This is a genomic window from Planktophila turicensis (SeqCode) (assembly GCF_965234405.1).
Taxonomy (GTDB): Bacteria; Actinomycetota; Actinomycetes; order Nanopelagicales; family Nanopelagicaceae; genus Planktophila; species Planktophila turicensis.
Window position 1 is genome coordinate 216,156 of sequence record NZ_OZ248346.1, and the last position, 19,192, is coordinate 235,347.

Here is a 19,192-nt window from a genome sequence, read left to right on the forward strand (position 1 = left end):
CGAGGGTACTCGAAGCCTTAGAATCTCGCCATGGCAAAGCATGCATCGATGATTATTGAAGGCGATTCGATGGAGCCAACCTATAGCGCCGGAGATTGGTTGATGGGGCGATGGGCTAACTACAAACTCACAGGCCTCAACCGCATCAAAGTCGGTGATGTTGTCGTGATAGAACGCGATGAACAGCCCGGAATCTTCTATGTAAAGCGCGTGAGTGAAACCCGCTGGTCAGGCGATCAGCTTCCAGCAATCTATCTATTGAGCGATAACGAGGCAGGAACTGATTCTCGTACGTGGGGTTGGATTCCCGTCACTGCAGTGCGAGCAAAGATTCAGTTTAGAATGAAAAGAGCCCGCGGAAGAAAAAAGAGCTAGAGGCTAGCGAGCTTCTCTTTGACTGCAATCACTGATGGATTGGTAAGTGCAACGCCATCTGAGAACAAAAGAGTTGGAACAACGCGGTTTCCGCCATTTACCTCTTCAACGAAAGATGCGTAATTCATCTCTTGCTCAACATTGATCTCACGGAATGTAATTCCATTTTCGTTGAGTTGACTCTTCAGTCGCTTGCAATATCCACACCAATCGGTGCTGAACATGACGAACTCTTGTCCAGATAAAGCTAGCTCTTGAACTGGAGTACTCATCGCGTGAAGGCCTCGACCATTAACGCCTTTGCCTCATCCTCGTGCAAGTGGTGGTTACCAGTTGCAGGAGAAGCAGATGCGCGACGAGAGATGCGACGAAGAACGCGACCATCGACAGATGTTCCACCGATTGCCTCAGTTGTGCTGAGTGCAACGTGTGGCCATGCGCCTTGGTTTGCAGGTTCATCTTGTACCCAGAGCAAGTTAGCGTTTGGATGCTTCTTCGCTTCAACTTCCATCTGTGCAACAGGAAGAGGATAAAGGCGCTCAACGCGAACGATTGCTGTGCTGCTGTCATTGAGACGATTACGTTCTGCAACGAGGTCGTGATAAATCTTTCCTGAACAGAAGATCAAGCGAGATGCGTTATTCACCGTTGAATCACCGATGACAGGAAGGAATGTTCCTGAAGTGAAGTCACTGATTGATGACGCTGCAGCCTTAAGACGCAACATCGACTTCGGTGTGAAGACAACCATTGGACGTCGCTTTGGATTTGCTGCGTGGAAGCGCAACAAGTGGAAGTAAGAAGCTGGAGTTGATGGCTGTGCGACAGTCATATTCTTCTCAGCGCAGAGAGCTAAGAAGCGCTCAATACGAGCTGATGAGTGATCTGGGCCTTGGCCTTCATAACCATGTGGAAGCAAGAGCACTACAGATGAACGCTCGCCCCACTTCTGAAGTGCTGAAGAGACGAATTCATCGATGATTGTCTGCGCACCGTTTGCGAAGTCACCGAACTGACCTTCCCAGAGAACGAGCGCTTCATCGCGGACAACTGAGTATCCGTATTCAAAGCCCATCGCTGCATATTCGCTGAGCAATGAGTCGATGACGAAGAATTGATTTGCATCAGAGATGAGCGAACGAAGTGGTGTCCACTCGCTGCCATTCTCCTTGTCGATGATTACTGCATGGCGGTTTGAGAATGTTCCGCGACGTGAATCTTGTCCTGCCAAGCGAATTGGTCGGCCTTCCTTAAGAAGTGAACCAAATGCCAGCATTTCACCGGTTGACCAGTCGATAGTGCCATCGTTGATTGACTCTGCACGCTTTTGCAGCTGTGGCAGAAGCTTTGGATGGACGTTAAATCCTTCAGGGATTGCAGTCTGTGTCGCTGCAATCTCGCGGATGAGTTGTTCTGAGATAAATGTTGGTACATCTTCTGCATTAGGAACAATAGGAGGCACGAAGTTTGGATCGTGCTCTTCTTGGTAATTAGCAACGGATGCAAATACTTGCTCGAGTTGACTCTGGTACTCAACTTCAATCTGTTCAGCTTCAACAGGAGTGATATCTCCGCGACCGACGAGTGCTTCGGTATACAAAGTACGAGTTGTGCGCTTTGCATCGATGAGCTTATACATAAGTGGCTGAGTGAAGCTTGGTTCATCACCTTCGTTGTGTCCGCGACGGCGGTAGCAGACCATGTCGATGACGACATCTTTATTAAATGCTTGGCGATATTCGAAGGCAAGATGGGCAACGCGCACACATGCTTCAGGGTCATCACCGTTGACGTGGAAGACAGGAGCTTCAACTAACTTCGCAACATCTGTTGAGTAACGAGATGTACGTGAAGAACTTGGTGATGTTGTAAATCCAACCTGGTTATTCACAACGATATGGATAGTTCCACCTGTGCGATAGCCCGGCAAGCCAGCCAACTGCAAGGTTTCAGCGTTGACGCCTTGACCGGCAAATGAGGCATCTCCGTGAAGAAGGATTGGAAGAACCGAGTACGTACCCTTTGTATTGAGACGATCTTGCTTGGCGCGCACAATTCCTTCAAGAACCGGGTTTACCGCTTCAAGGTGTGAAGGGTTTGCAGCGAGATAAATCTTTGTTGTCGCACCTGACTGAGCAGTGAAGACACCTTCAGTACCTAAGTGGTACTTCACGTCTCCTGAACCGTGAACTTCATTTTCAGCGTAATGTCCCTGGAACTCTTGGAAGATCTGTCCAACAGACTTACCTGCAATATTTGCAAGCATGTTCAGGCGTCCACGGTGTGGCATACCGATACAGACTTCATCGAGTCCACGTTCTGCAGCTGCAGAAACAATGGCATCGGTCAATGGAATAACAGATTCGCCACCTTCAAGTGAGAAGCGCTTCTGTCCCACGAACTTTGTCTGCAAGAAAGATTCAAAAGCTTCTGCGCTATTGAGCTTACGCAAGATGCGGAGCTGTTCCTCGCGTTCGATAGATGGCAGACCAACTTCAATATGTTGCTGCATCCACTGACGCTCTTCAGGGTTTGAGATATGCATGTACTCAACACCGATTGAGCGGCAATATGAATCACGAAGGATTCCAAGAATCTTGCGAAGTGGAAGGAATGCCTTTCCACCGAATCCACCTGTTGCGAATTCACGATCGAGATCCCACAAAGTAAGTCCGTGAGTTACGACATCGAGATCTGGATGTGTGCGCTGCACGTAAACGAGCGGATCAATATCTGCCATGAGGTGGCCCCATGTGCGATATGCCTGGATAAGTTGCTGAACACGTGCTGTCTTATCGATCTCATCATCTTTGGTAAATGCAAAGTCTGATGCCCAACGAATTGGCTCGTATGGAATACGCAGCGCTGTAAAAATTTCATCGTAGAAATTATCTGCACCAAGCAAGAATTCATTAATGCGCTTTAAGAAATCACCTGACTGTGCACCTTGAATAACGCGGTGATCGTAAGTACTTGTCAGAGTAATGACCTTGCTAATAGCCATGCGGGCAAGCGTTGCTTCACTTGCTCCCTGGAATTCAGCTGGGTAATCCATCGCTCCAACACCGATGATCAACCCTTGTCCCTGAACAAGACGTGGAACTGAGTGAACAGTTCCGATTGTTCCTGGGTTAGTCAGCGAAACAGTTGTTCCTGCGTAATCTTCAACAGTCAGAGTTCCGCCGCGGGCCTTCTTCACGATCTCTTCATAGGCAACCCAGAACTGACCGAAATCAAGTCCTTCGCAGCCCTTAATAGATGGAACAAGGAGCTGACGAGTTCCATCTGGCTTTGCCAAGTCGATCGCAATACCCAAGTTGATATGTTCTGGCTTACCAAGCGCTGGCTTTCCATCGAGTTCGCCGTAGAAAGCATTCATCTCTGGCATCGCACGAAGCGCCTTGATCATTGCGTAGGCAATGATGTGTGTAAATGAAACTTTTCCACCACGTGTGCGCTTGAGGTGGTTGTTAATAACAATGCGGTTATCAATCATCAACTTCGCAGGAATTGCACGAACTGATGTTGCAGTTGGTACTGTCAATGAAGCTTCCATGCTCTGAACAACGCGAGCTGATACTCCGCGGATTGGTTCAAGAGTTGATGCACCAGGTGTAGCCAAAGTTGGAATTGGTTTTGCAACTGGCTGGGCCGGAGTTGCTGGAGTTGTATCAAGAGTGCGAACAATTTGTTGTGATTGCACTGGTGCAGCTGCGACAGGTGCAGCTGGAGTTACTGGAGTTACTGGTGCTGTTTGCGTTACGGAACTTACTTGCGTAGTTGTTGGTTGGACTGGAACCCCTGCCACGGCACCGTAGTTACGGGCTCCGTCAACAGAAATATTTGGTGGAGTCACAGGCTTTGGTGTTGGTGGAGTTCCGCCCTTAGGTGCGTTTGCAACAGCAGCACCTGCTTGAGGATTGTTCTGGAAGTAGGTAACCCACTCAGTTGGAACAGAGGTTGGATCTGCTTGATAGCGCTCGAACATCTCTTCTACGAGCCAATCGTTTGCGCCGAAGTCCTGACCTGATTGCGACACTGAGCGCTCCTTTGCGTTCTCACATACTTACTTATTACATACATCTAGCGTGCGGTTGCAGGCTAAGACTATCGGCTGTGAGCGTGCTGAAAAAATGGCAAAAGCCCTCCAGAGTGCGCGAGATTGGGCACATTTCTACCTTCAAAAGGCGAGGTATCCCAATCCTTGAGAGAGTTCGCTCATGTCATCTGAGAGCACCCGTCCACTCGCCATCATCACAGGTGGAAGCCGAGGCCTGGGCCTAGAAGTCGCAAAGGCTCTCTCACTGCAGGGATTCGATCTCGCTCTCATCGCTAAGGATGCGCAGCGCCTAGAAGCAGTAGCTCAGCAGTTGCGTGATGCGGATACGCATCAGAACGGATCTGCCACCTCTCACATCTCCACATATGCCTGCGATCTCGAACAACCTCACCTTGTTCGCGAACTCATCGATTCACTCAACCAATCACTTTCCACTCCGACGGTTCTTGTACTTGCCCATGGCGTCATGAGCGAGAAGATGTCGAAGACATTAAAGACAAACGATGCCGAATGGCGACGAGTCATGGCTATCAATCTCGACTCTGTATTCCAACTCGTCAATGGAATTGCACCTGCAATGGCAGATGCTCGCAATGGTCGCGTAATTATCTTCTCTGCCTGTCTTGGTCGAATGTCAGGACCAGGAAATGCAGGAGGACTTGCTCCTTACAGAATTTCTAAAGCTGGCGTTAACGCACTCGTTCGAAACCTTGCACATGAAACAGGTCTAGGCGCTCGCGGATTCCTCGTTGATGCAACATGTCCAAACCATTCACGCACCGACATGGGTGGCCCAGATGCACCACGTTCTGCAGAAGAAGGTGCAGCTACAGCAATCTGGTTAGCAACAAGAGAATTTAGCGTTGGAGATACAACAGGCGTTCTTTGGGAAGATCAACAGATAGTTCCTTGGTGACGCGAAGCTCGACTGCATCGCATTGGTACTTTTAACTGTTCTCGTTCTTGGCAATAACGAAAGCGAAATACAAGGTTGGTAGAGCAAGAGCCAGAATGATTACTGCGCCAATATAGAAAGCCCCTTGTATTTGATAGTAAGCAACACCAAGAGCAATTAAGTTAGCCAAAATCGCTGGCGATCTTCCGTAATTCTTACCCCGCGCATATCCACGACCTGCTGCAAATAACCCAAGTGCACCAAGAGCAGCAAATGAAATTTCACCTAGAAGTGGCGCCAACTCTTCATTCTCATGAGTAAAGCTAAAGAAGACTAGCCATAGACCTAGGGCAAGCACGATGGCAGCTTCGATATAGAGAAGGGTTGCCACGATAGAGCGATGTGAAGGTGAGAGTGCATCATTTGCAGCCATGAAGCAGACTTTAGCAGGCACTTATCAGTCAACGCTTAATCGGAAAGAGCTATGACTTTTTCTCATGATGGGCTCCGCGACTCACTCACCATGCTCGCTGCCCCACCATATTTCTATGAGAACTTACGTCGAGAACTAGCAACAGCCGAGAGAAATCGATCGCGCTTCACATTAATTAGATTTCAACTTTTTCCAAGAGATGAGCAAGCGAGCCTCGCATCAGAAGAATCTCAATACGAACTAGCAATACTTTCTTTCGCTGAAGTATTGAAGACATCTGTACGAGCGGAAGACCTATGTGCCCGACTTGGAAGATTTGAATTCACAGTCATATTGAAAGCACCTTTGGCTGTCGCGGAGTCATTGACTTCAAGAGTTGTCGCTAGTTGGAGCAGCCACCAGGAATGGAGCAAGGCGGCCTTATGTAAGTCTGCGATTGTGACTGCCAAAATTGGCGAGAGCTCCCTAGAAATTCTCAATCGACTCGATAACCAAGAGTTAATCGGCATAACTCAGAGTTAACTCATTTCCTATCTATCCACAGGAACCGTAGAAAGCAGAGGCACGTTGTCAGTGCCACCCTAACTTCGCCCCATGGAAACCATGGATCCCGACATCGTCTTCGGACCTATCGCGGAACTTATGTCGGATCCAACTATTGAAGAAATTTGGATTAATTCACCGCAGAGAATCTTTGTTGCAAGAAACGGCAAGAGCCAATTAATTAATCTCGTTTTGACAAGTGATTCGGTCAGACAATTAATTGATCGAGCATTGATCTGGAGCGGCCGTAGATTGGATTTATCTCAACCATTTGTGGATGCCCGATTACCTGATGGAAGTCGACTGCACGTTGCGATTCCTGAAATCACCGCTGAGCACTGGGCAGTCAATATCCGCAAACATTTAATGCGACAGAAATCGATTCTTGACCTTGCTGCCATGGGTGTAATGAGTGAAGAAATTGCCGCTGAATTATCGAGCGCAGTTAAGTCTGGATTGAACATACTTGTGAGTGGTGGAACGCAGGCAGGTAAAACCACTTTACTCAATGCACTCATTGCCGAAATACCTCGAACTCAGCGAGTAATCACCATTGAAGAAGTATTCGAACTTCAGCCTATGGTTCCAGATCTAGTTCAAATGCAGACAAGAAGTGCAAACTTACAAGGCACGGGAGCTATCTCCTTGCGACAACTCATCAAAGAAGCTTTGAGAATGAGACCTTCTCGAATTGTGGTTGGTGAAGTCAGAGAAGCTGAGGCGCTCGATTTACTTCTTGCTCTTAATTCTGGATTACCGGGAATGGGAACTCTGCATGCTAACTCAGCAAGAGATGCAATCACAAAGTTACAAACCCTTCCCTTATTAGCTGGTGAGAATATCTCTCACAAATTTATCGCCCCGACAGTTGCATCAGCAATTGATTTAGTCGTTCAGGTCTCCCTTGCTGTCGACGGGGCGAGAAGACTTATTGAAATTGTTCGTGTCACTGGAAGATATGAGAACGACAGAGCTGAAGTTGAAACCCTGTGGCGCTGGACAGGCCAATCCTACGAACGAGGCTTGGCGAGATTATGAAAAAATCCAGGATCACCCAAATCGCAATCGTGCTGACTTCAGGACTCGTCGCATTCTCCTTTTCTCAATCCATATATATCGCAACGGCATTTTCCTCCTTTATCGCCATCTTTCTCTTCATCGCTCAACGAAAGAGTGAGAGCAAGCGCACGGCAGCCATACAGAGCAGTGTCCCGGAGCTAATAGATATTTTGATTTCGGGTGTTCAGTCAGGGCTCTCACTAAATGAGTCCCTAGCCGGCATGGCAGAACGTGGCCCGGAAATATTTAAAGATGAGTTCAAGAGTTTCAACCAATCGATGCGTCTTCATGGAGATTTTCGCACAGCACTCATTCACGTCAAAGAGTCGCTAGCTGAACCTAATGTTGATCAGGTTGTAGAAGCGCTACTTATATCTCGCGAGCTAGGTGGCGCAGAGCTACTCAACATCCTGAGATTGCTCTCTAAGTTCATTCGCGAAGATCTGACTCTACGTCGTGAAATAGTTGTTAAACAGAGTTGGATTAAGAACTCTGCACATTTATCTGCCGCCGCTCCTTGGATTCTTCTTCTGCTTCTCTCGACACAACCGAGCACCAGTGAGGCATTCTCAACGAGTGGAGGAGTGCTCATTCTTATCTCTGGACTTGGATTTACCGCCTTGGCATATGTATGGATGAATCACTTGAGCAAAATGCCATATCCGAATCGAATCTTCATTGATGCAGAAATGACTCGTGCACAATGAGCTCGATACTTTCAATCACAATGCTATTTCTGATCCCAACATTTTTCCTTATTTACAAAGACTTCTCATTTGAGTCGCTTAGTTTAAATTCCATTCGACGAATTGGGGATAAATCAGGGGTGCGAGAGAAATTAACTGAACTCGGCTACCCCGAAGAGAGCCACTATGAGAATTTCAGATATCGGCAGATCATAATTTCATTCGTTCTGGTATCTGCTCTGTTCCTTCTCTGGATACTTTCTCAAATTCCCTTCACCACACTGGTCGCTATTTCTATCTTCATTATCTGCGCTGTAGTTCTACTGACTGAATATCGGTTAACTGAGGAAGTGAAGAAATATCGCGAGAGTATTGAATCCGATTTCCCGGTCATCGTCGAAGCGCTAACGCTTGCTCTTTCCGCAGGCGAGACTCCACTCAGCGCCATGCAACGTATATCTGCACGAGGAAGAGGGGCACTTTCGCAAGAGTTCAAGAAGGTCATTGAAATGGTTTCATCAGGGATACCTTTTTCGAATGCGCTCGATGAAATGGGGCGACGTGTCAGCTCCCTGGCCGTTAGAAGGTTCGTTGATTCAATAGTTATAGCGATAACAAGAGGCGCACCGCTTATTGATGTCCTACATAGCCACGCACGTGAGGCGAGAGATTTTCAACGAAATCGAACCCTGGCCGCCGCCGCAAAAGCAGAGCTTTCCATGATGATTCCGGTCGTATTTCTCATACTCCCGATATCAATTCTCTTCGCTCTCTGGCCTTCGTTATCCAACCTCAATCTATTCGCACAGAGTTAAGCCGTAAAAAACAAGTATTCATCACAGGAAGACATCCAAAGAAAACCAACCGAAAGGAAAGAGAAATGACAGAAGTAATTCAAGAACGATTGATTAATGCCGAGTTATATGTTGCTTTAAAGTTGAAGCAGATCAGGCATTCACGTATATACAAGGCTCTACTCGATGATCGCGGCGATGTGCCTGGATGGGTTCTTGTAGTCCTGATGACTACAGGTCTAGTCACTGCGCTCTGGACCATTGCTGCACCGCGCCTCACTGCAATCCTTAAGAACTCTCTCGACGCCATGAATGGAATTCGCTAATTGTTGTTGAAGAAGCTGAGAAAGTTTTTATCGGAAGAGAGAGGGAGTGTGGAAAGTTCTCTAGTTCTAATTCCTTTACTCACTCTCTTTCTCATTTCGGCGCAACTTACTCTCGCTGTACATGGCAGGAATATGGAGAAGGTTTCCGCTCAAGACGAAGCATCTTCTAGAGCCATCAGTGGAGAATTCTCTGAGAGCGATACTTTTCTTCATATTGATTCTCCAGATCCAAATCAGAATTTGGATCTAGTAATCAGTTACCGCTCTCGATCGCTTCCAAAACTCTTACCGGGTATTACCGACTCGTTAGGCAATGAAATCCGTACCGAAGTTTCGGGAATTGCACTGATTGAGAATCAACGATGATGGACTCCATTCGTACCTCACTGAAGGCGTTGCGAGACGAAGAGCGCGGAAGCGCCTCTGTGGAGTTTGTCTTACTTGCAATCCCACTCTTCATTCCACTTTTCATCTTCCTCAATTCATTTGCCTCATCGAGCGAAGCCCAAGAAGTTCTCAGAACTCTTGCTCGAGAATCAGCGCGAGGTTTTGTATCAAGTTCAAATGATGAAATCGCATTTGCAGTCGCGGAGGAAATTGTCTCGGAAGGCTCCAAAGTACTTAGCTTCGCGAATGATTCAAGCGGGTCCAGAGTCACCATGGAAGTTGACTGTCTTTCCAAGCCATGCATTTCACCAAATAATTCCGTGAGAATTTCGTTAACGCTCAATCGCGACGGAGAGCCTGCGATTACGGTGAGAGCTCTTGAATATGTCTCTCCGTGGGCCTAGCGCCGGGGGTTGGTAATCAGATGATCCGGAGATTTATTCGCGATGAACGCGGTTCACTTTCTGTTCTCATCATGAGTCTCTTCCTGATGATTGTGACGACGCTCCTTATTCTCACCAACATCTCATCGGTCTATTTAGCAAAGCGATCACTCACTCAAATTACTGAAGCCGCTGCACAACGTGGAGTACGAAATCTAGATTTAGATGCTTATTACCGAAGTCAGTACAACGCCACAAGGTTGTCCCTCAATGTATTAGGCGAAGGAGAGCGGGATCCGGGAATCCCAATCGATTGTCAAAAGGGCGCAAAAGATGCACTTGATTCAATGGCTCAATTAGGTAGTGATGGAAGTGGGTTAATTCGCGAAAACCTTACTGAGATCAAAGTAGAAGAGATTGAGTGCGATGGATTTCAAATATCTTTGAGGACTTCTGCCACGGTCTCCCTCCCATTCATACTTCCCTTCACCCGAATAAGAGACGTTCAAGTGGTATCTGAAGTGGGCTCCTTTGGTGAGCGAAAAATAACCACCAATTACTATGGAATTAATATCGGTTAACTTCTCGCTATCCTTCACCTATGGCTCGCGAATACAACCTCGAAATCAATGAGATTGGCGCGACCCTTACTTCGATTGAAAAGGTATTAGATCTTCCAAAGCTTGAAGCAGAAGCGGTAGAGCTAGAGGCTGCAGCCGGAGTTCCGAATCTGTGGGATGACCCCGAGAAGGCTCAAGCTGTGACAAGTAAGTTGTCACGAGTGCAATCCACGATTGCTCGCCTTAAGGGATTACGTCGTCGCGTTGATGATCTGCCGGTTCTCTTTGAATTAGCTGCAGGTGAACCAGATGGATCAGCCTTGCTTGATGCCGAAAGCGAACTCGACTCAACGGTTAAGGCGATTAGCGAGTTAGAAGTAACAACTCTTCTCAATGGTGAATATGACGACCGCGATGCTTTGATCACGATTCGCTCTGAAGCAGGAGGCGTTGAAGCAGCCGACTGGGCAGAGATGTTGATGCGCATGTATCTGCGTTACTGCGAACGCCATGAACATAAGGTCGATGTCCTTGAAACTTCCTACGCTGAAGAAGCGGGAATTAAATCAACAACATTCCGCGTAAGCGCCCCATACGCATATGGAACGCTTTCGGTTGAACAGGGCACTCACCGCTTAGTTCGTATCTCGCCATTTGATTCACAATCTCGTCGCCACACATCTTTTGCTGGCGTTGAAGTTGTTCCTGTTGTTGAACAGAGCGATCACATTGAGCTAGATGAGAAAGAAATTCGCGTCGATGTCTATCGCTCATCTGGTCCTGGGGGACAGGGTGTTAACACAACGGACTCTGCAGTTCGCTTAACTCACATTCCAACAGGAATTGTTGTCTCATGTCAGAACGAGCGTTCGCAGATTCAAAATAAAGCTACAGCTATGGCTGTTCTGCAATCAAAGCTATTGGAACGTCGTCGCCAAGAAGAGCAGGCAAAGATCAATGCTCTAAAGGGTGATAACTCAGGATCATGGGGAAATCAGATGCGCTCCTATGTTCTGGCGCCTTATCAAATGGTGAAAGATCTTCGAAATAACCATGAAACAGGCAATACATCTGCAGTACTTAATGGCGAGATTGATGATTTCATCGAAGCGGGAATTCGCTGGCGCCGTAGCGCATCTCACTCTTAATCCTGTGAATTGCCATTAAATACCGCGAATCAACCCAGAAATTCCGCTCGCGCTCCATAAACTAAGCCCAGGTCTCAAACGTGCACCCCTGCACGAACATAAGGAGCAGCGCGTGATTAAGTTTGAAAATGTAACGAAGATTTACTCAGGTCAGGATCGCCCTGCCCTCGATAGCGTAAGCCTTGAAATCACTAAGGGCGAATTCGTCTTCTTGGTCGGTATGTCAGGTTCCGGTAAGTCAACCTTCTTACGTTTGATTCTTCGCGAAGAGCGACCAACTTCAGGAATCATTCACGTTGCTGGAAAAGATCTTGGAACTCTTGCAAACCATAAAGTTCCAGAACTTCGTCGCCAGCTCGGAACTGTCTTCCAGGATTTCCGTTTGCTTCCAAATAAAACTATTTCAGAGAACATTGCATTCTCACTTCACGTTCTTGGTTACTCGCAGAAAGAGATCAATCGCGAAGTTCCAGAGATGCTTGAACTCGTTGGGCTTGAAGATAAGGGCGATCGTCTGCCATCTGAAATTTCTGGTGGAGAGCAACAGCGCGTGGCAATTGCTCGCGCATATGTAACTCGTCCATCAATCATCATCGCCGACGAACCAACAGGAAATCTTGACCCTGCACTCTCTGTAGGAATCATGAAGTTGCTCGATCGCATCAATCGTGAAGGCACCACAGTATTAATGGCTACACACGATTCAGGAATTGTTGATCAGATGCGCAAGCGCGTAATCGAACTTGATGGCGGCCATGTAATCCGCGACCAGGTTCGTGGCGTTTATGGATACACGGGTTAATTCGCAAAGGGATATGAGGTAGAAAAATGCGCGCAGGATTCTTAATGAGTGAAGTCCGAATTGGACTTCGCCGTAACCTCACTATGACCTTTGCCGTCATTGTTACTGTTGCTATCTCGCTCTCACTCCTTGGCATCGGATTACTTTCAAATTCACAGGTAAGTGCCATGAAGGATTATTGGTATGACAAGATCGAAGTATCTGTATTCCTCTGCGGATCTCTCTCTGAATCACCTTCATGTGCTGGTGGAGTTGTCACTCCAGAACAGCGCGCAACAATTAAGGCAGATCTTGATGCACTTCCTGTTGTAGATAGCGTCTTTTATGAATCACAGACTGAAGCATTTGAGCGCTTTAAAGAGCGCTTTAAGGATTCGGCAATTGCGCAGAACGTCACAGCAGATCAGCTTCCTGAATCATTCCGAGTAAAGCTGAAAGACCCAACACAGTTTGATGTTGTCGTTAGCGCATTTAGCGGACGACCTGGCGTAGATATTGTGCAAGATCAGCGCACCATTCTTGAGAAGTTCTTCCGCTTGCTTGGCGTGCTTCGCAATGGCGCACTTGCAGTTGGACTTCTCTCCGTTCTCACAGCGGCGTTGCTTATTAGCAACACACTTCGTATCGCAGCATTTAACCGTCGCCGTGAAACTGGCGTGATGAAGTTGGTCGGAGCATCTTCTTGGTCGATTCAACTTCCATTCCTTCTCGAAGGAATTTTCTCAGCCTTTATCGGTTGGGGACTTGCGACCGGACTTCTTGCGGGGCTTAAGTACGTAGTCCAAGAGAAGGTCGCGCCTCTTCTTACCTTCACCAAGTTCTTCGGTTGGGGCGAAGTTGCGGCAGCTTCTGCGTGGTTGCTCCTTACAGGCCTCGTTGTTTCAACGATTGCTTCGCTCATTACCCTTCGCCGTTATTTGAAGGTTTAATTAGCCCTTCAAAGTAATACTTGCTGGGAGGTGAGCTCATGGTTAAAGAACTAGGTAAGAAGCTCATCGCTCAGAACAAGAAAGCTCGTCACGATTTCTCCATTGATGATGTCTATGAATGTGGCATCGTCTTAATGGGAACAGAAGTGAAATCACTCCGTGCAGGCCGCGCATCTCTGATCGATGGCTTTGCCATGGTTGAAAATGGCGAACTCTGGCTACATGGCGTTCATATTCCTGAATACACAGAAGGAACGTGGACAAACCACACACCTCGTCGTAAGCGAAAGCTGCTTGTTCATAAACTGGAACTTCGCAAGATTGCTGCGCGCACAAAGGATTCTGGAATCACTCTTGTACCATTGCAGCTCTACTTTAAAGATGGAAAAGCGAAGATTGAAGTCGCTGTTGCCAAGGGTAAGAAAGCGCACGATAAGCGTTCTACTTTGATGGAGCAGCAAGCAACCCGTGAAGTAAACCGCGAACTATCTCGACGCCAATCCGGCAAAGACTCCTTCTAGTTTTCACGCTTAGATTTTCGGGAATTTCTCACTTGTCTTATGCGTTCTCTATACTGAATGCACAACTTAATAAAACGCTCTTCAACGTTCACGGGGGTGAACGGTCTCGACTTTAGTTGTTGAGGCAGGGGAAGCGGGCCGAGGAAGCCGGGATGATCTCGTAAACCATGAAACCTGTGCACAAATAACTGCAGACAACAGTCGCAGTGATTTCGCTCTAGCTGCATAAGCTAGTACCGAATCCGTCAGCCCGGGCGCGCTCTCGTCCCGGAACCTGGCGTCGCTAGAGAGCTTTTCATCGAGATAGCGTTGCGAATATCTCGAGAGAACAGTTTCGCAAATGAGTTCGTTGAATACTTGTGTGTAAGAGATTCAGGACTGAGAAAACGATAAACACACTACGCCCGTAGAAGCCCTGTTTTAATTCTGAAGGACCCGGGTTCGATTCCCGGCACCTCCACAAAAAGGTTCAGCTACAAGTTCTGCAATCTATCGAATATTGTCGAGCTTCTTGCTTGCACCACTTTTGTACCAAGTAGATGATCATGAATTGCCCGTCGATCATCACGGAAGATGAACACTCCATCGACGACGTAATTCAGAAACATTGTCATCGATCCCAAGACTGTGGCGAAAATTCCCTTAAGTAGGATTTCTCGAAGAATCATCTTTCCGAGCGAGAGCGGCTCTCCATTCTTTGCACTTACAACCTGTTGCCCCATTAAGTCGTGACCTGGAGTTGCGCCACGTTCTGCAATCATAAAGAACCAAATAAGCCACCCAACCCCAAAGGTGATGCCAAAGAGGATGAGATCAATGAGGTAGGCGACAATTCGACTTTGTGGTGTAGCAAGGGCAGCGCTAGAAGCTTTAGTTGAGTGGATTGTGTAGTTATTCATGGCCGTAACGTTAAGAGCGTTGTTACAGATTTAAATCAGGAGATTGATTTCTGTGGAGTGCATGCCCCTTATTGCAAGTGACAAGTAACGTCTTAATTACAGTGAGTTCTTTTACTCTGCCTTGTCGCCATCTTCAGGACCAGGCTTTAGCCCTTCAAAAATCTCTTTGCAGATTGGGCAGACGGGATACTTCTGCGGATCACGAGAAGGAACCCATTTCTTTCCGCATAAAGCGCGGACAGATTTACCGGTTACTGCTGATTCAACAATTTTCTCTTTCTTAATGTAATGAGCGAAGCGATCATGCCCACCATCATCTTCTTGTTCTACGGGGCGAGTGAGTGTGTCTGTATCTGCACCAGTAATAGGTGAATCAAGCGTTGGAAGACCGCGGTCGAAAATACCCATGCTCCTAGTATCTAATATGACTGTAGAATCTCCCAATGAAAGACTTACTACGCACAGAGCACCTTTCCCGCGCTGATGTCGATTTACTCCTCGATACAGCAGCTGACTTTGCGAAGAATCCGCTCCGCTCCAACACAGCGTTGAGCAATAAGACTGTCGCGATCTACATGACCAAGCCTTCAACACGTACTCGCCTTGCCTCAGAAACAGCAGTGGCGCACCTTGGCGGAACACCTATCTTTATCCGTGGCGATGATCTACAGCTTGGTCGCGGAGAAACAATCGCTGATACAGCAAAAATCATCAGCGGTTTCTGTGATGCGCTAATTATCCGTACCTTTAAGCAATCTGATGTCGATGAACTCGGCGCTGAATCTTCAATTCCTGTTATCAACGGTCTCACTGATGATGATCATCCAACTCAGCTTCTTGCAGATTGGGTAACAATCCGCGAAAACTTTGGCAACGACATCAAGGGCCGCAAATTTGTTTATCTCGGCGATGGAAACAATATGACCCATGCCTGGTTAATCATGGGCGCAATCATGGGCGCACATGTTGTTGCAGCAACTCCTGATGGCAAGTGGGCACCCGATGCCGCAGTTGTTGCAAAGGCGAAAGAGATTGCCGCAAAGAGCGGTGGAACAATTGAAGTAACAACAGATGCAGAAGCTGCAGCAAAGGGCGCATCGGTTCTCTACACAGATGTGTGGATGTCGATGGGCGACCCTGAAGCAGAGCGCGCCGAAAAGATGAAGGCACTTGCGCCATATGCAGTGACCGAGAATTTGATGTCACTAACTGAGAAAGATTCCATCTTTATGCATTGCCTACCTGCGCACCGCGGTGAAGAAGTTGAAGCATCAGTCATCGACGGACCAAAGTCAGTCATCTGGCGCGAGGCGTATCACCGCCGCACAACGATTCAAGCGTTGCTCTATCACCTCACCCGCGGTGAGCTAAAGGGTTTGCCGAGATAATTACTAAGCAAGCCCCTAGCTAACAATCGCTGCGGGACTTCTTATTAATTATCTCTTTATGTCGAGATAGTTCTGCGGCAATCGGCCGAATCTGATGCAATTCACATAGCCGCGTTGAGGTCTAACCAGTACCTTTATTGCCATGAGAGTTGCTGTTCCTAGAGAAATCAGAGATGGCGAGAAGCGCGTAGCGCTCGTGCCAGATGTCATCAATAAGTTAACGCGACTTGGTTATGAAGTCGTCATTGAATCCGGAGCAGGCGTTCATTCGCAAGCAACGGATGATCTCTTTACAGCTGCGGGTGCCACAGTTAAGAGTGGCAACGTTATTAGTGATGCTGATGTGGTTCTCTCCGTTACCTCACTGACACCAGCGCAGATGGGCAGCCTCAAGAAAGGCGCCGTCACAATCTCTTTCCTTTCTCCAGTTACAGCAGTTGATTCAATCGATGCAGCAACAAGTGCCGGAGTAACAGCGTTCTCACTTGAACTTGTTCCACGTATTTCACGTGCGCAATCAATGGATGCGCTGACTTCACAGGCGCTCTGCGCTGGTTATCGCGCGGCTCTTGTCGGCGCCGAACTTTCACCACGATTCTTCCCAATGCTAATGACAGCTGCAGGAACAGTTACACCGGCTCAGGTACTTGTGCTTGGTGCGGGTGTTGCAGGACTTCAAGCAATCGCAACAGCTCGCCGACTTGGCGGCGTTGTGAGCGCTTATGACGTTCGTCCTTCATCTGCTGATGAAGTGAAGTCAATGGGTGCAACATTTATCAATCTCGAACTCGAAGCACTTGAAGGTGCTGGCGGGTATGCCCGCGAAATGTCAGAAGAGCGCGCTGCAAAGCAACGTGAACTTTTGACTCCGTACATTGCAAAGTCACATGTAGTGATTACAACGGCTGCAGTTCCAGGACGCACAGCACCTCGCTTAATGACAGCGCAGATGGTTGATGCGATGGAAGCCGGAACAATCATCGTTGACTTAGCTGCAGAAACAGGCGGAAACGTCGAAGGATCAAAGCCCGGTGAGATTGTTGTTACTGAAAAAGGCGTTCAGATCTGGGGCGGTAAAGATGTGCCAAGCCAGCTCCCATTCCACGCTTCGAGCTTGTATTCACGTAACGTCGTAAACCTTCTGACCTTGATGACCACACCTAGTAAAGATGGAGCACCAGTTGCTCTCAACATCGATTTCACCGATGAAATCATCGACAAGTCAGCCACAACTCATGGCGGTACCAAGCACACACCAGGAGCAAGCGACAATTCAACTAAGACTGGGGCGGGTAGCAACTAATGGATGCAATCGCAATCATTTCCATCTTCGTTCTCGCAGTCTTTGTGGGGTTTGAAGTTGTTTCGAAAGTCTCTTCAACTCTTCACACACCACTGATGTCAGGTGCGAACGCAATTCACGGTGTCATTCTTGTTGGCGCCATCATCGTCGCTGATCACAGCGAATCAAATCTTGAACTCGGCTTATCTCTTGCCGCGATTGTTCTTGCAACCATCAATATGGTCGGCGGCTTTGTTGTTACAGATCGCATGCTCGAAATGTTTAAGCCGAAGAAGAAGGGGGGCGAATTATGAATAGCACTCTCTATAGCTTGATCGGCCTCGCAGCCGGCGTTGCTTTCATCTTGGCTCTCAAAGGGCTTTCCCATCCAAAGACTGCTCGTCGCGGAAACCTGATTGGCGCATTCGGCGCCACCGTTGCAACTCTCTCTGTCTTTCTCTACGTCACTCCATCACACGGAGAAGAGGTAGGTCATTCACTTCCACTTCATAACTTCTGGTGGATTCTTGGCGCAATTGCAGTAGGCCTCATTATTGGAGTGCCTGCAGCTCGCAAGGTCGAAATGACTCAGATGCCTCAACTTGTTGCACTCTTTAACGGTGTTGGTGGCGGAGCAGCTGCTCTCGTTGCAATCGTTGAATATCTCAACCTTGGCGCAGAAGCCACAACTGCAGAAGTTATCTTCACTGTCTTTACCGTTGTTGTTGGCTGTGTTTCATTCAGCGGTTCGATCATCACATTTATGAAGCTGCAAGAGTTGATGACAACGCGCCCGGTTGTATTCCCTGGCGGACGTTTCGTTATTGCAGGAACTCTCGCAGCAGTACTTGGTACTTCTGTTTGGGTTGTTGCAGCGCTCGGAACCACACCACTACTAGCACTTGCAGTGCTCTCACTTCTCTTCGGTGTGCTCTTCGTACTTCCAGTCGGCGGCGCAGATGTGCCAATCGTTATCTCACTCCTTAACGCCTTCACTGGTCTTACCGTTGCAGCAAGTGGATATGTACTCTCATCAACACTTCTCATCATCGCTGGAACTCTCGTTGGTGCATCAGGAACTATCTTGACTCGCTTGATGGCGGAGGCAATGGGCCGCTCACTCTTCGGAACTTTGTTCGGCGCATTTACTGCAAAGCCACAAGAAGCATCAAGTTCCGCAGAAGAACGTCCAGTGCGTTCAGGTTCTGCTGATGACGTTGCAATTCTTCTTAACTATGCACGTCGCGTTGTAATCGTTCCTGGCTTCGGTCTTGCTGTTGCTCAAGCCCAGCACACTGTCCGCGAACTCGCTGATTTGATGATCTCTAAGGGAATCGATGTTGCCTATGGAATTCACCCAGTTGCAGGTCGTATGCCAGGACATATGAACGTTCTACTTGCTGAAGCAAACGTTCCTTACGATCAGCTAGCTGAAATGGATGAAGTAAATCCAACTTTCGGTCAGACAGATGTTGCGATTGTTATTGGAGCTAATGACGTTGTGAACCCTGCAGCGCAGACAACTCCAGGATGCCCTATCTATGGAATGCCAATTCTTGAAGTCAATCACGCATCGAACATCATCTTCCTGAAGCGCTCAATGCGCCCTGGTTTTGCTGGTATCGAGAATGAACTTCTCTATGATCCAAAGACGATGTTGCTCTTTGGAGACGCAAAGGCATCTCTTACAAAGGTAGTCTCAGCGCTCAAGGCTCTGTAAAC

The 19,192-nt window shown here is 47.8% G+C and carries 22 protein-coding genes and 1 other RNA gene; 18 read left to right on the top strand and 5 right to left on the bottom strand.

Annotation, left to right across the window (positions count from 1 at the left end):
* Positions 1-30: 30 nt before the first annotated feature.
* Positions 31-375, top strand: a complete 345-nt coding sequence (locus tag AC8GFK_RS01050) for a S26 family signal peptidase (protein WP_506625375.1) — start codon at positions 31-33, stop codon at positions 373-375.
* Here AC8GFK_RS01050 and AC8GFK_RS01055 read toward each other — a convergent pair.
* A complete protein-coding gene (locus tag AC8GFK_RS01055; RefSeq protein ID WP_506625376.1) occupies positions 372-647 on the bottom strand; it encodes a glutaredoxin domain-containing protein in 276 nt (91 codons plus the stop codon). The genes AC8GFK_RS01050 and AC8GFK_RS01055 overlap by 4 nt on opposite strands.
* Positions 644-4,414, bottom strand: a complete 3,771-nt coding sequence (locus AC8GFK_RS01060; RefSeq protein ID WP_506625377.1) for a multifunctional oxoglutarate decarboxylase/oxoglutarate dehydrogenase thiamine pyrophosphate-binding subunit/dihydrolipoyllysine-residue succinyltransferase subunit — start codon at positions 4,412-4,414, stop codon at positions 644-646. Before AC8GFK_RS01060 ends, AC8GFK_RS01055 begins: the two co-directional genes overlap by 4 nt.
* 181 nt (positions 4,415-4,595) lie before the next feature.
* On the opposite strand from AC8GFK_RS01060, the gene AC8GFK_RS01065 reads away from it, so the two are divergent.
* Positions 4,596-5,351, top strand: a complete 756-nt coding sequence (locus tag AC8GFK_RS01065) for an SDR family NAD(P)-dependent oxidoreductase (protein ID WP_506625378.1) — start codon at positions 4,596-4,598, stop codon at positions 5,349-5,351.
* 31 nt (positions 5,352-5,382) lie between these two features.
* Here the strand turns inward: AC8GFK_RS01065 and AC8GFK_RS01070 are convergent, their stop codons facing one another.
* A complete protein-coding gene (locus AC8GFK_RS01070; protein WP_506625379.1) occupies positions 5,383-5,763 on the bottom strand; it encodes a hypothetical protein in 381 nt (126 codons plus the stop codon).
* Between the two features lie 51 nt (positions 5,764-5,814).
* On the opposite strand from AC8GFK_RS01070, the gene AC8GFK_RS01075 reads away from it, so the two are divergent.
* The 12 genes from AC8GFK_RS01075 to ssrA all read left to right on the top strand — a co-directional run bounded on the left by AC8GFK_RS01075 (position 5,815) and on the right by ssrA (position 14,364).
* On the top strand, positions 5,815-6,285 hold the full coding sequence (locus tag AC8GFK_RS01075; protein WP_506625380.1) for a diguanylate cyclase domain-containing protein: 471 nt from the start codon (positions 5,815-5,817) through the stop codon (positions 6,283-6,285).
* Between the two features lie 72 nt (positions 6,286-6,357).
* Entirely contained in the window at positions 6,358-7,344 is a 987-nt protein-coding gene (locus AC8GFK_RS01080; protein WP_506625381.1) for a TadA family conjugal transfer-associated ATPase, read from the top strand.
* Positions 7,341-8,072: a type II secretion system F family protein gene (locus AC8GFK_RS01085; RefSeq protein ID WP_506625382.1), complete on the top strand. Its 732-nt coding sequence runs from the start codon at positions 7,341-7,343 to the stop codon at positions 8,070-8,072. The genes AC8GFK_RS01080 and AC8GFK_RS01085 overlap by 4 nt, the downstream gene beginning before the upstream one ends.
* A gap of 20 nt (positions 8,073-8,092) precedes the next feature.
* Positions 8,093-8,866, top strand: coding sequence for a type II secretion system F family protein (locus AC8GFK_RS01090; protein WP_506625383.1), 774 nt, complete (start codon positions 8,093-8,095; stop codon positions 8,864-8,866).
* Positions 8,867-8,931: 65 nt separating this feature from the next.
* Positions 8,932-9,171: a hypothetical protein gene (locus AC8GFK_RS01095; RefSeq protein ID WP_506625384.1), complete on the top strand. Its 240-nt coding sequence runs from the start codon at positions 8,932-8,934 to the stop codon at positions 9,169-9,171.
* Between the two features lie 362 nt (positions 9,172-9,533).
* Positions 9,534-9,962 (top strand): TadE/TadG family type IV pilus assembly protein, encoded by a 429-nt coding sequence (locus AC8GFK_RS01100; protein WP_506625385.1) that lies wholly within the window; start codon positions 9,534-9,536, stop codon positions 9,960-9,962.
* Positions 9,963-10,033: 71 nt separating this feature from the next.
* Positions 10,034-10,522 carry a hypothetical protein gene (locus AC8GFK_RS01105; protein WP_506625386.1) on the top strand — a complete coding sequence of 163 codons (489 nt, stop codon included), beginning with the start codon at positions 10,034-10,036 and terminating at the stop codon, positions 10,520-10,522.
* A 20-nt stretch (positions 10,523-10,542) separates the two neighbouring features.
* Positions 10,543-11,649, top strand: a complete 1,107-nt coding sequence (prfB, locus tag AC8GFK_RS01110; protein ID WP_095673113.1) for a peptide chain release factor 2 — start codon at positions 10,543-10,545, stop codon at positions 11,647-11,649.
* Between the two features lie 112 nt (positions 11,650-11,761).
* Positions 11,762-12,451 carry a cell division ATP-binding protein FtsE gene (gene ftsE / locus AC8GFK_RS01115; RefSeq protein WP_095673114.1) on the top strand — a complete coding sequence of 230 codons (690 nt, stop codon included), beginning with the start codon at positions 11,762-11,764 and terminating at the stop codon, positions 12,449-12,451.
* Positions 12,452-12,477: 26 nt separating this feature from the next.
* The gene (gene ftsX, locus AC8GFK_RS01120; RefSeq protein ID WP_095673115.1) at positions 12,478-13,380 is read left to right on the top strand and encodes a permease-like cell division protein FtsX; all 903 of its coding nucleotides are present in this window, start codon (positions 12,478-12,480) and stop codon (positions 13,378-13,380) included.
* A 38-nt stretch (positions 13,381-13,418) separates the two neighbouring features.
* Complete coding sequence (smpB, locus tag AC8GFK_RS01125; RefSeq protein ID WP_095673116.1) at positions 13,419-13,901, top strand: SsrA-binding protein SmpB; 483 nt, start codon at positions 13,419-13,421, stop codon at positions 13,899-13,901.
* A gap of 92 nt (positions 13,902-13,993) precedes the next feature.
* Positions 13,994-14,364: a transfer-messenger RNA gene (ssrA, locus tag AC8GFK_RS01130) on the top strand.
* Positions 14,365-14,374: 10 nt separating this feature from the next.
* Here ssrA and AC8GFK_RS01135 read toward each other — a convergent pair.
* A complete protein-coding gene (locus AC8GFK_RS01135; RefSeq protein WP_506625387.1) occupies positions 14,375-14,800 on the bottom strand; it encodes an RDD family protein in 426 nt (141 codons plus the stop codon).
* Positions 14,801-14,911: 111 nt separating this feature from the next.
* Positions 14,912-15,208, bottom strand: a complete 297-nt coding sequence (locus AC8GFK_RS01140) for a DUF3039 domain-containing protein (RefSeq protein ID WP_506625388.1) — start codon at positions 15,206-15,208, stop codon at positions 14,912-14,914.
* A gap of 35 nt (positions 15,209-15,243) precedes the next feature.
* Between AC8GFK_RS01140 and argF the strand changes: the two genes are divergently transcribed.
* From argF to AC8GFK_RS01160, 4 genes are all read left to right on the top strand, one after another.
* A complete protein-coding gene (gene argF / locus AC8GFK_RS01145; RefSeq protein WP_506625389.1) occupies positions 15,244-16,188 on the top strand; it encodes an ornithine carbamoyltransferase in 945 nt (314 codons plus the stop codon).
* A 142-nt stretch (positions 16,189-16,330) separates the two neighbouring features.
* Entirely contained in the window at positions 16,331-17,491 is a 1,161-nt protein-coding gene (locus tag AC8GFK_RS01150; RefSeq protein ID WP_506625390.1) for a Re/Si-specific NAD(P)(+) transhydrogenase subunit alpha, read from the top strand.
* Positions 17,491-17,784, top strand: a complete 294-nt coding sequence (locus tag AC8GFK_RS01155) for an NAD(P) transhydrogenase subunit alpha part 2 (RefSeq protein ID WP_506625391.1) — start codon at positions 17,491-17,493, stop codon at positions 17,782-17,784. The genes AC8GFK_RS01150 and AC8GFK_RS01155 overlap by 1 nt, the downstream gene beginning before the upstream one ends.
* Entirely contained in the window at positions 17,781-19,190 is a 1,410-nt protein-coding gene (locus AC8GFK_RS01160) for an NAD(P)(+) transhydrogenase (Re/Si-specific) subunit beta (protein ID WP_506625392.1), read from the top strand. The genes AC8GFK_RS01155 and AC8GFK_RS01160 overlap by 4 nt, the downstream gene beginning before the upstream one ends.
* The last annotated feature ends 2 nt before the right edge of the window (positions 19,191-19,192 follow it).

Bases quoted from the DNA above. Each gene is read 5' to 3' on its own strand.
- prfB (WP_095673113.1), top strand. From the start codon at position 10,543: ATGGCTCGCGAATACAACCTCGAAATCAATGAGATTGGCGCGACCCTT.
- AC8GFK_RS01140 (WP_506625388.1), bottom strand. From the start codon at position 15,208: ATGGGTATTTTCGACCGCGGTCTTCCAACGCTTGATTCACCTATTACT.
- AC8GFK_RS01135 (WP_506625387.1), bottom strand. From the start codon at position 14,800: ATGAATAACTACACAATCCACTCAACTAAAGCTTCTAGCGCTGCCCTT.
- AC8GFK_RS01070 (WP_506625379.1), bottom strand. From the start codon at position 5,763: ATGGCTGCAAATGATGCACTCTCACCTTCACATCGCTCTATCGTGGCA.
- AC8GFK_RS01085 (WP_506625382.1), top strand. From the start codon at position 7,341: ATGAAAAAATCCAGGATCACCCAAATCGCAATCGTGCTGACTTCAGGA.
- AC8GFK_RS01100 (WP_506625385.1), top strand. From the start codon at position 9,534: ATGATGGACTCCATTCGTACCTCACTGAAGGCGTTGCGAGACGAAGAG.
- ftsX (WP_095673115.1), top strand. From the start codon at position 12,478: ATGCGCGCAGGATTCTTAATGAGTGAAGTCCGAATTGGACTTCGCCGT.
- AC8GFK_RS01065 (WP_506625378.1), top strand. From the start codon at position 4,596: ATGTCATCTGAGAGCACCCGTCCACTCGCCATCATCACAGGTGGAAGC.
- AC8GFK_RS01155 (WP_506625391.1), top strand. From the start codon at position 17,491: ATGGATGCAATCGCAATCATTTCCATCTTCGTTCTCGCAGTCTTTGTG.
- AC8GFK_RS01075 (WP_506625380.1), top strand. From the start codon at position 5,815: ATGACTTTTTCTCATGATGGGCTCCGCGACTCACTCACCATGCTCGCT.
- argF (WP_506625389.1), top strand. From the start codon at position 15,244: ATGAAAGACTTACTACGCACAGAGCACCTTTCCCGCGCTGATGTCGAT.
- AC8GFK_RS01090 (WP_506625383.1), top strand. From the start codon at position 8,093: ATGCTATTTCTGATCCCAACATTTTTCCTTATTTACAAAGACTTCTCA.
- AC8GFK_RS01050 (WP_506625375.1), top strand. From the start codon at position 31: ATGGCAAAGCATGCATCGATGATTATTGAAGGCGATTCGATGGAGCCA.
- AC8GFK_RS01160 (WP_506625392.1), top strand. From the start codon at position 17,781: ATGAATAGCACTCTCTATAGCTTGATCGGCCTCGCAGCCGGCGTTGCT.
- AC8GFK_RS01150 (WP_506625390.1), top strand. From the start codon at position 16,331: ATGAGAGTTGCTGTTCCTAGAGAAATCAGAGATGGCGAGAAGCGCGTA.
- AC8GFK_RS01080 (WP_506625381.1), top strand. From the start codon at position 6,358: ATGGAAACCATGGATCCCGACATCGTCTTCGGACCTATCGCGGAACTT.
- smpB (WP_095673116.1), top strand. From the start codon at position 13,419: ATGGTTAAAGAACTAGGTAAGAAGCTCATCGCTCAGAACAAGAAAGCT.
- AC8GFK_RS01105 (WP_506625386.1), top strand. From the start codon at position 10,034: ATGAGTCTCTTCCTGATGATTGTGACGACGCTCCTTATTCTCACCAAC.
- AC8GFK_RS01055 (WP_506625376.1), bottom strand. From the start codon at position 647: ATGAGTACTCCAGTTCAAGAGCTAGCTTTATCTGGACAAGAGTTCGTC.
- AC8GFK_RS01095 (WP_506625384.1), top strand. From the start codon at position 8,932: ATGACAGAAGTAATTCAAGAACGATTGATTAATGCCGAGTTATATGTT.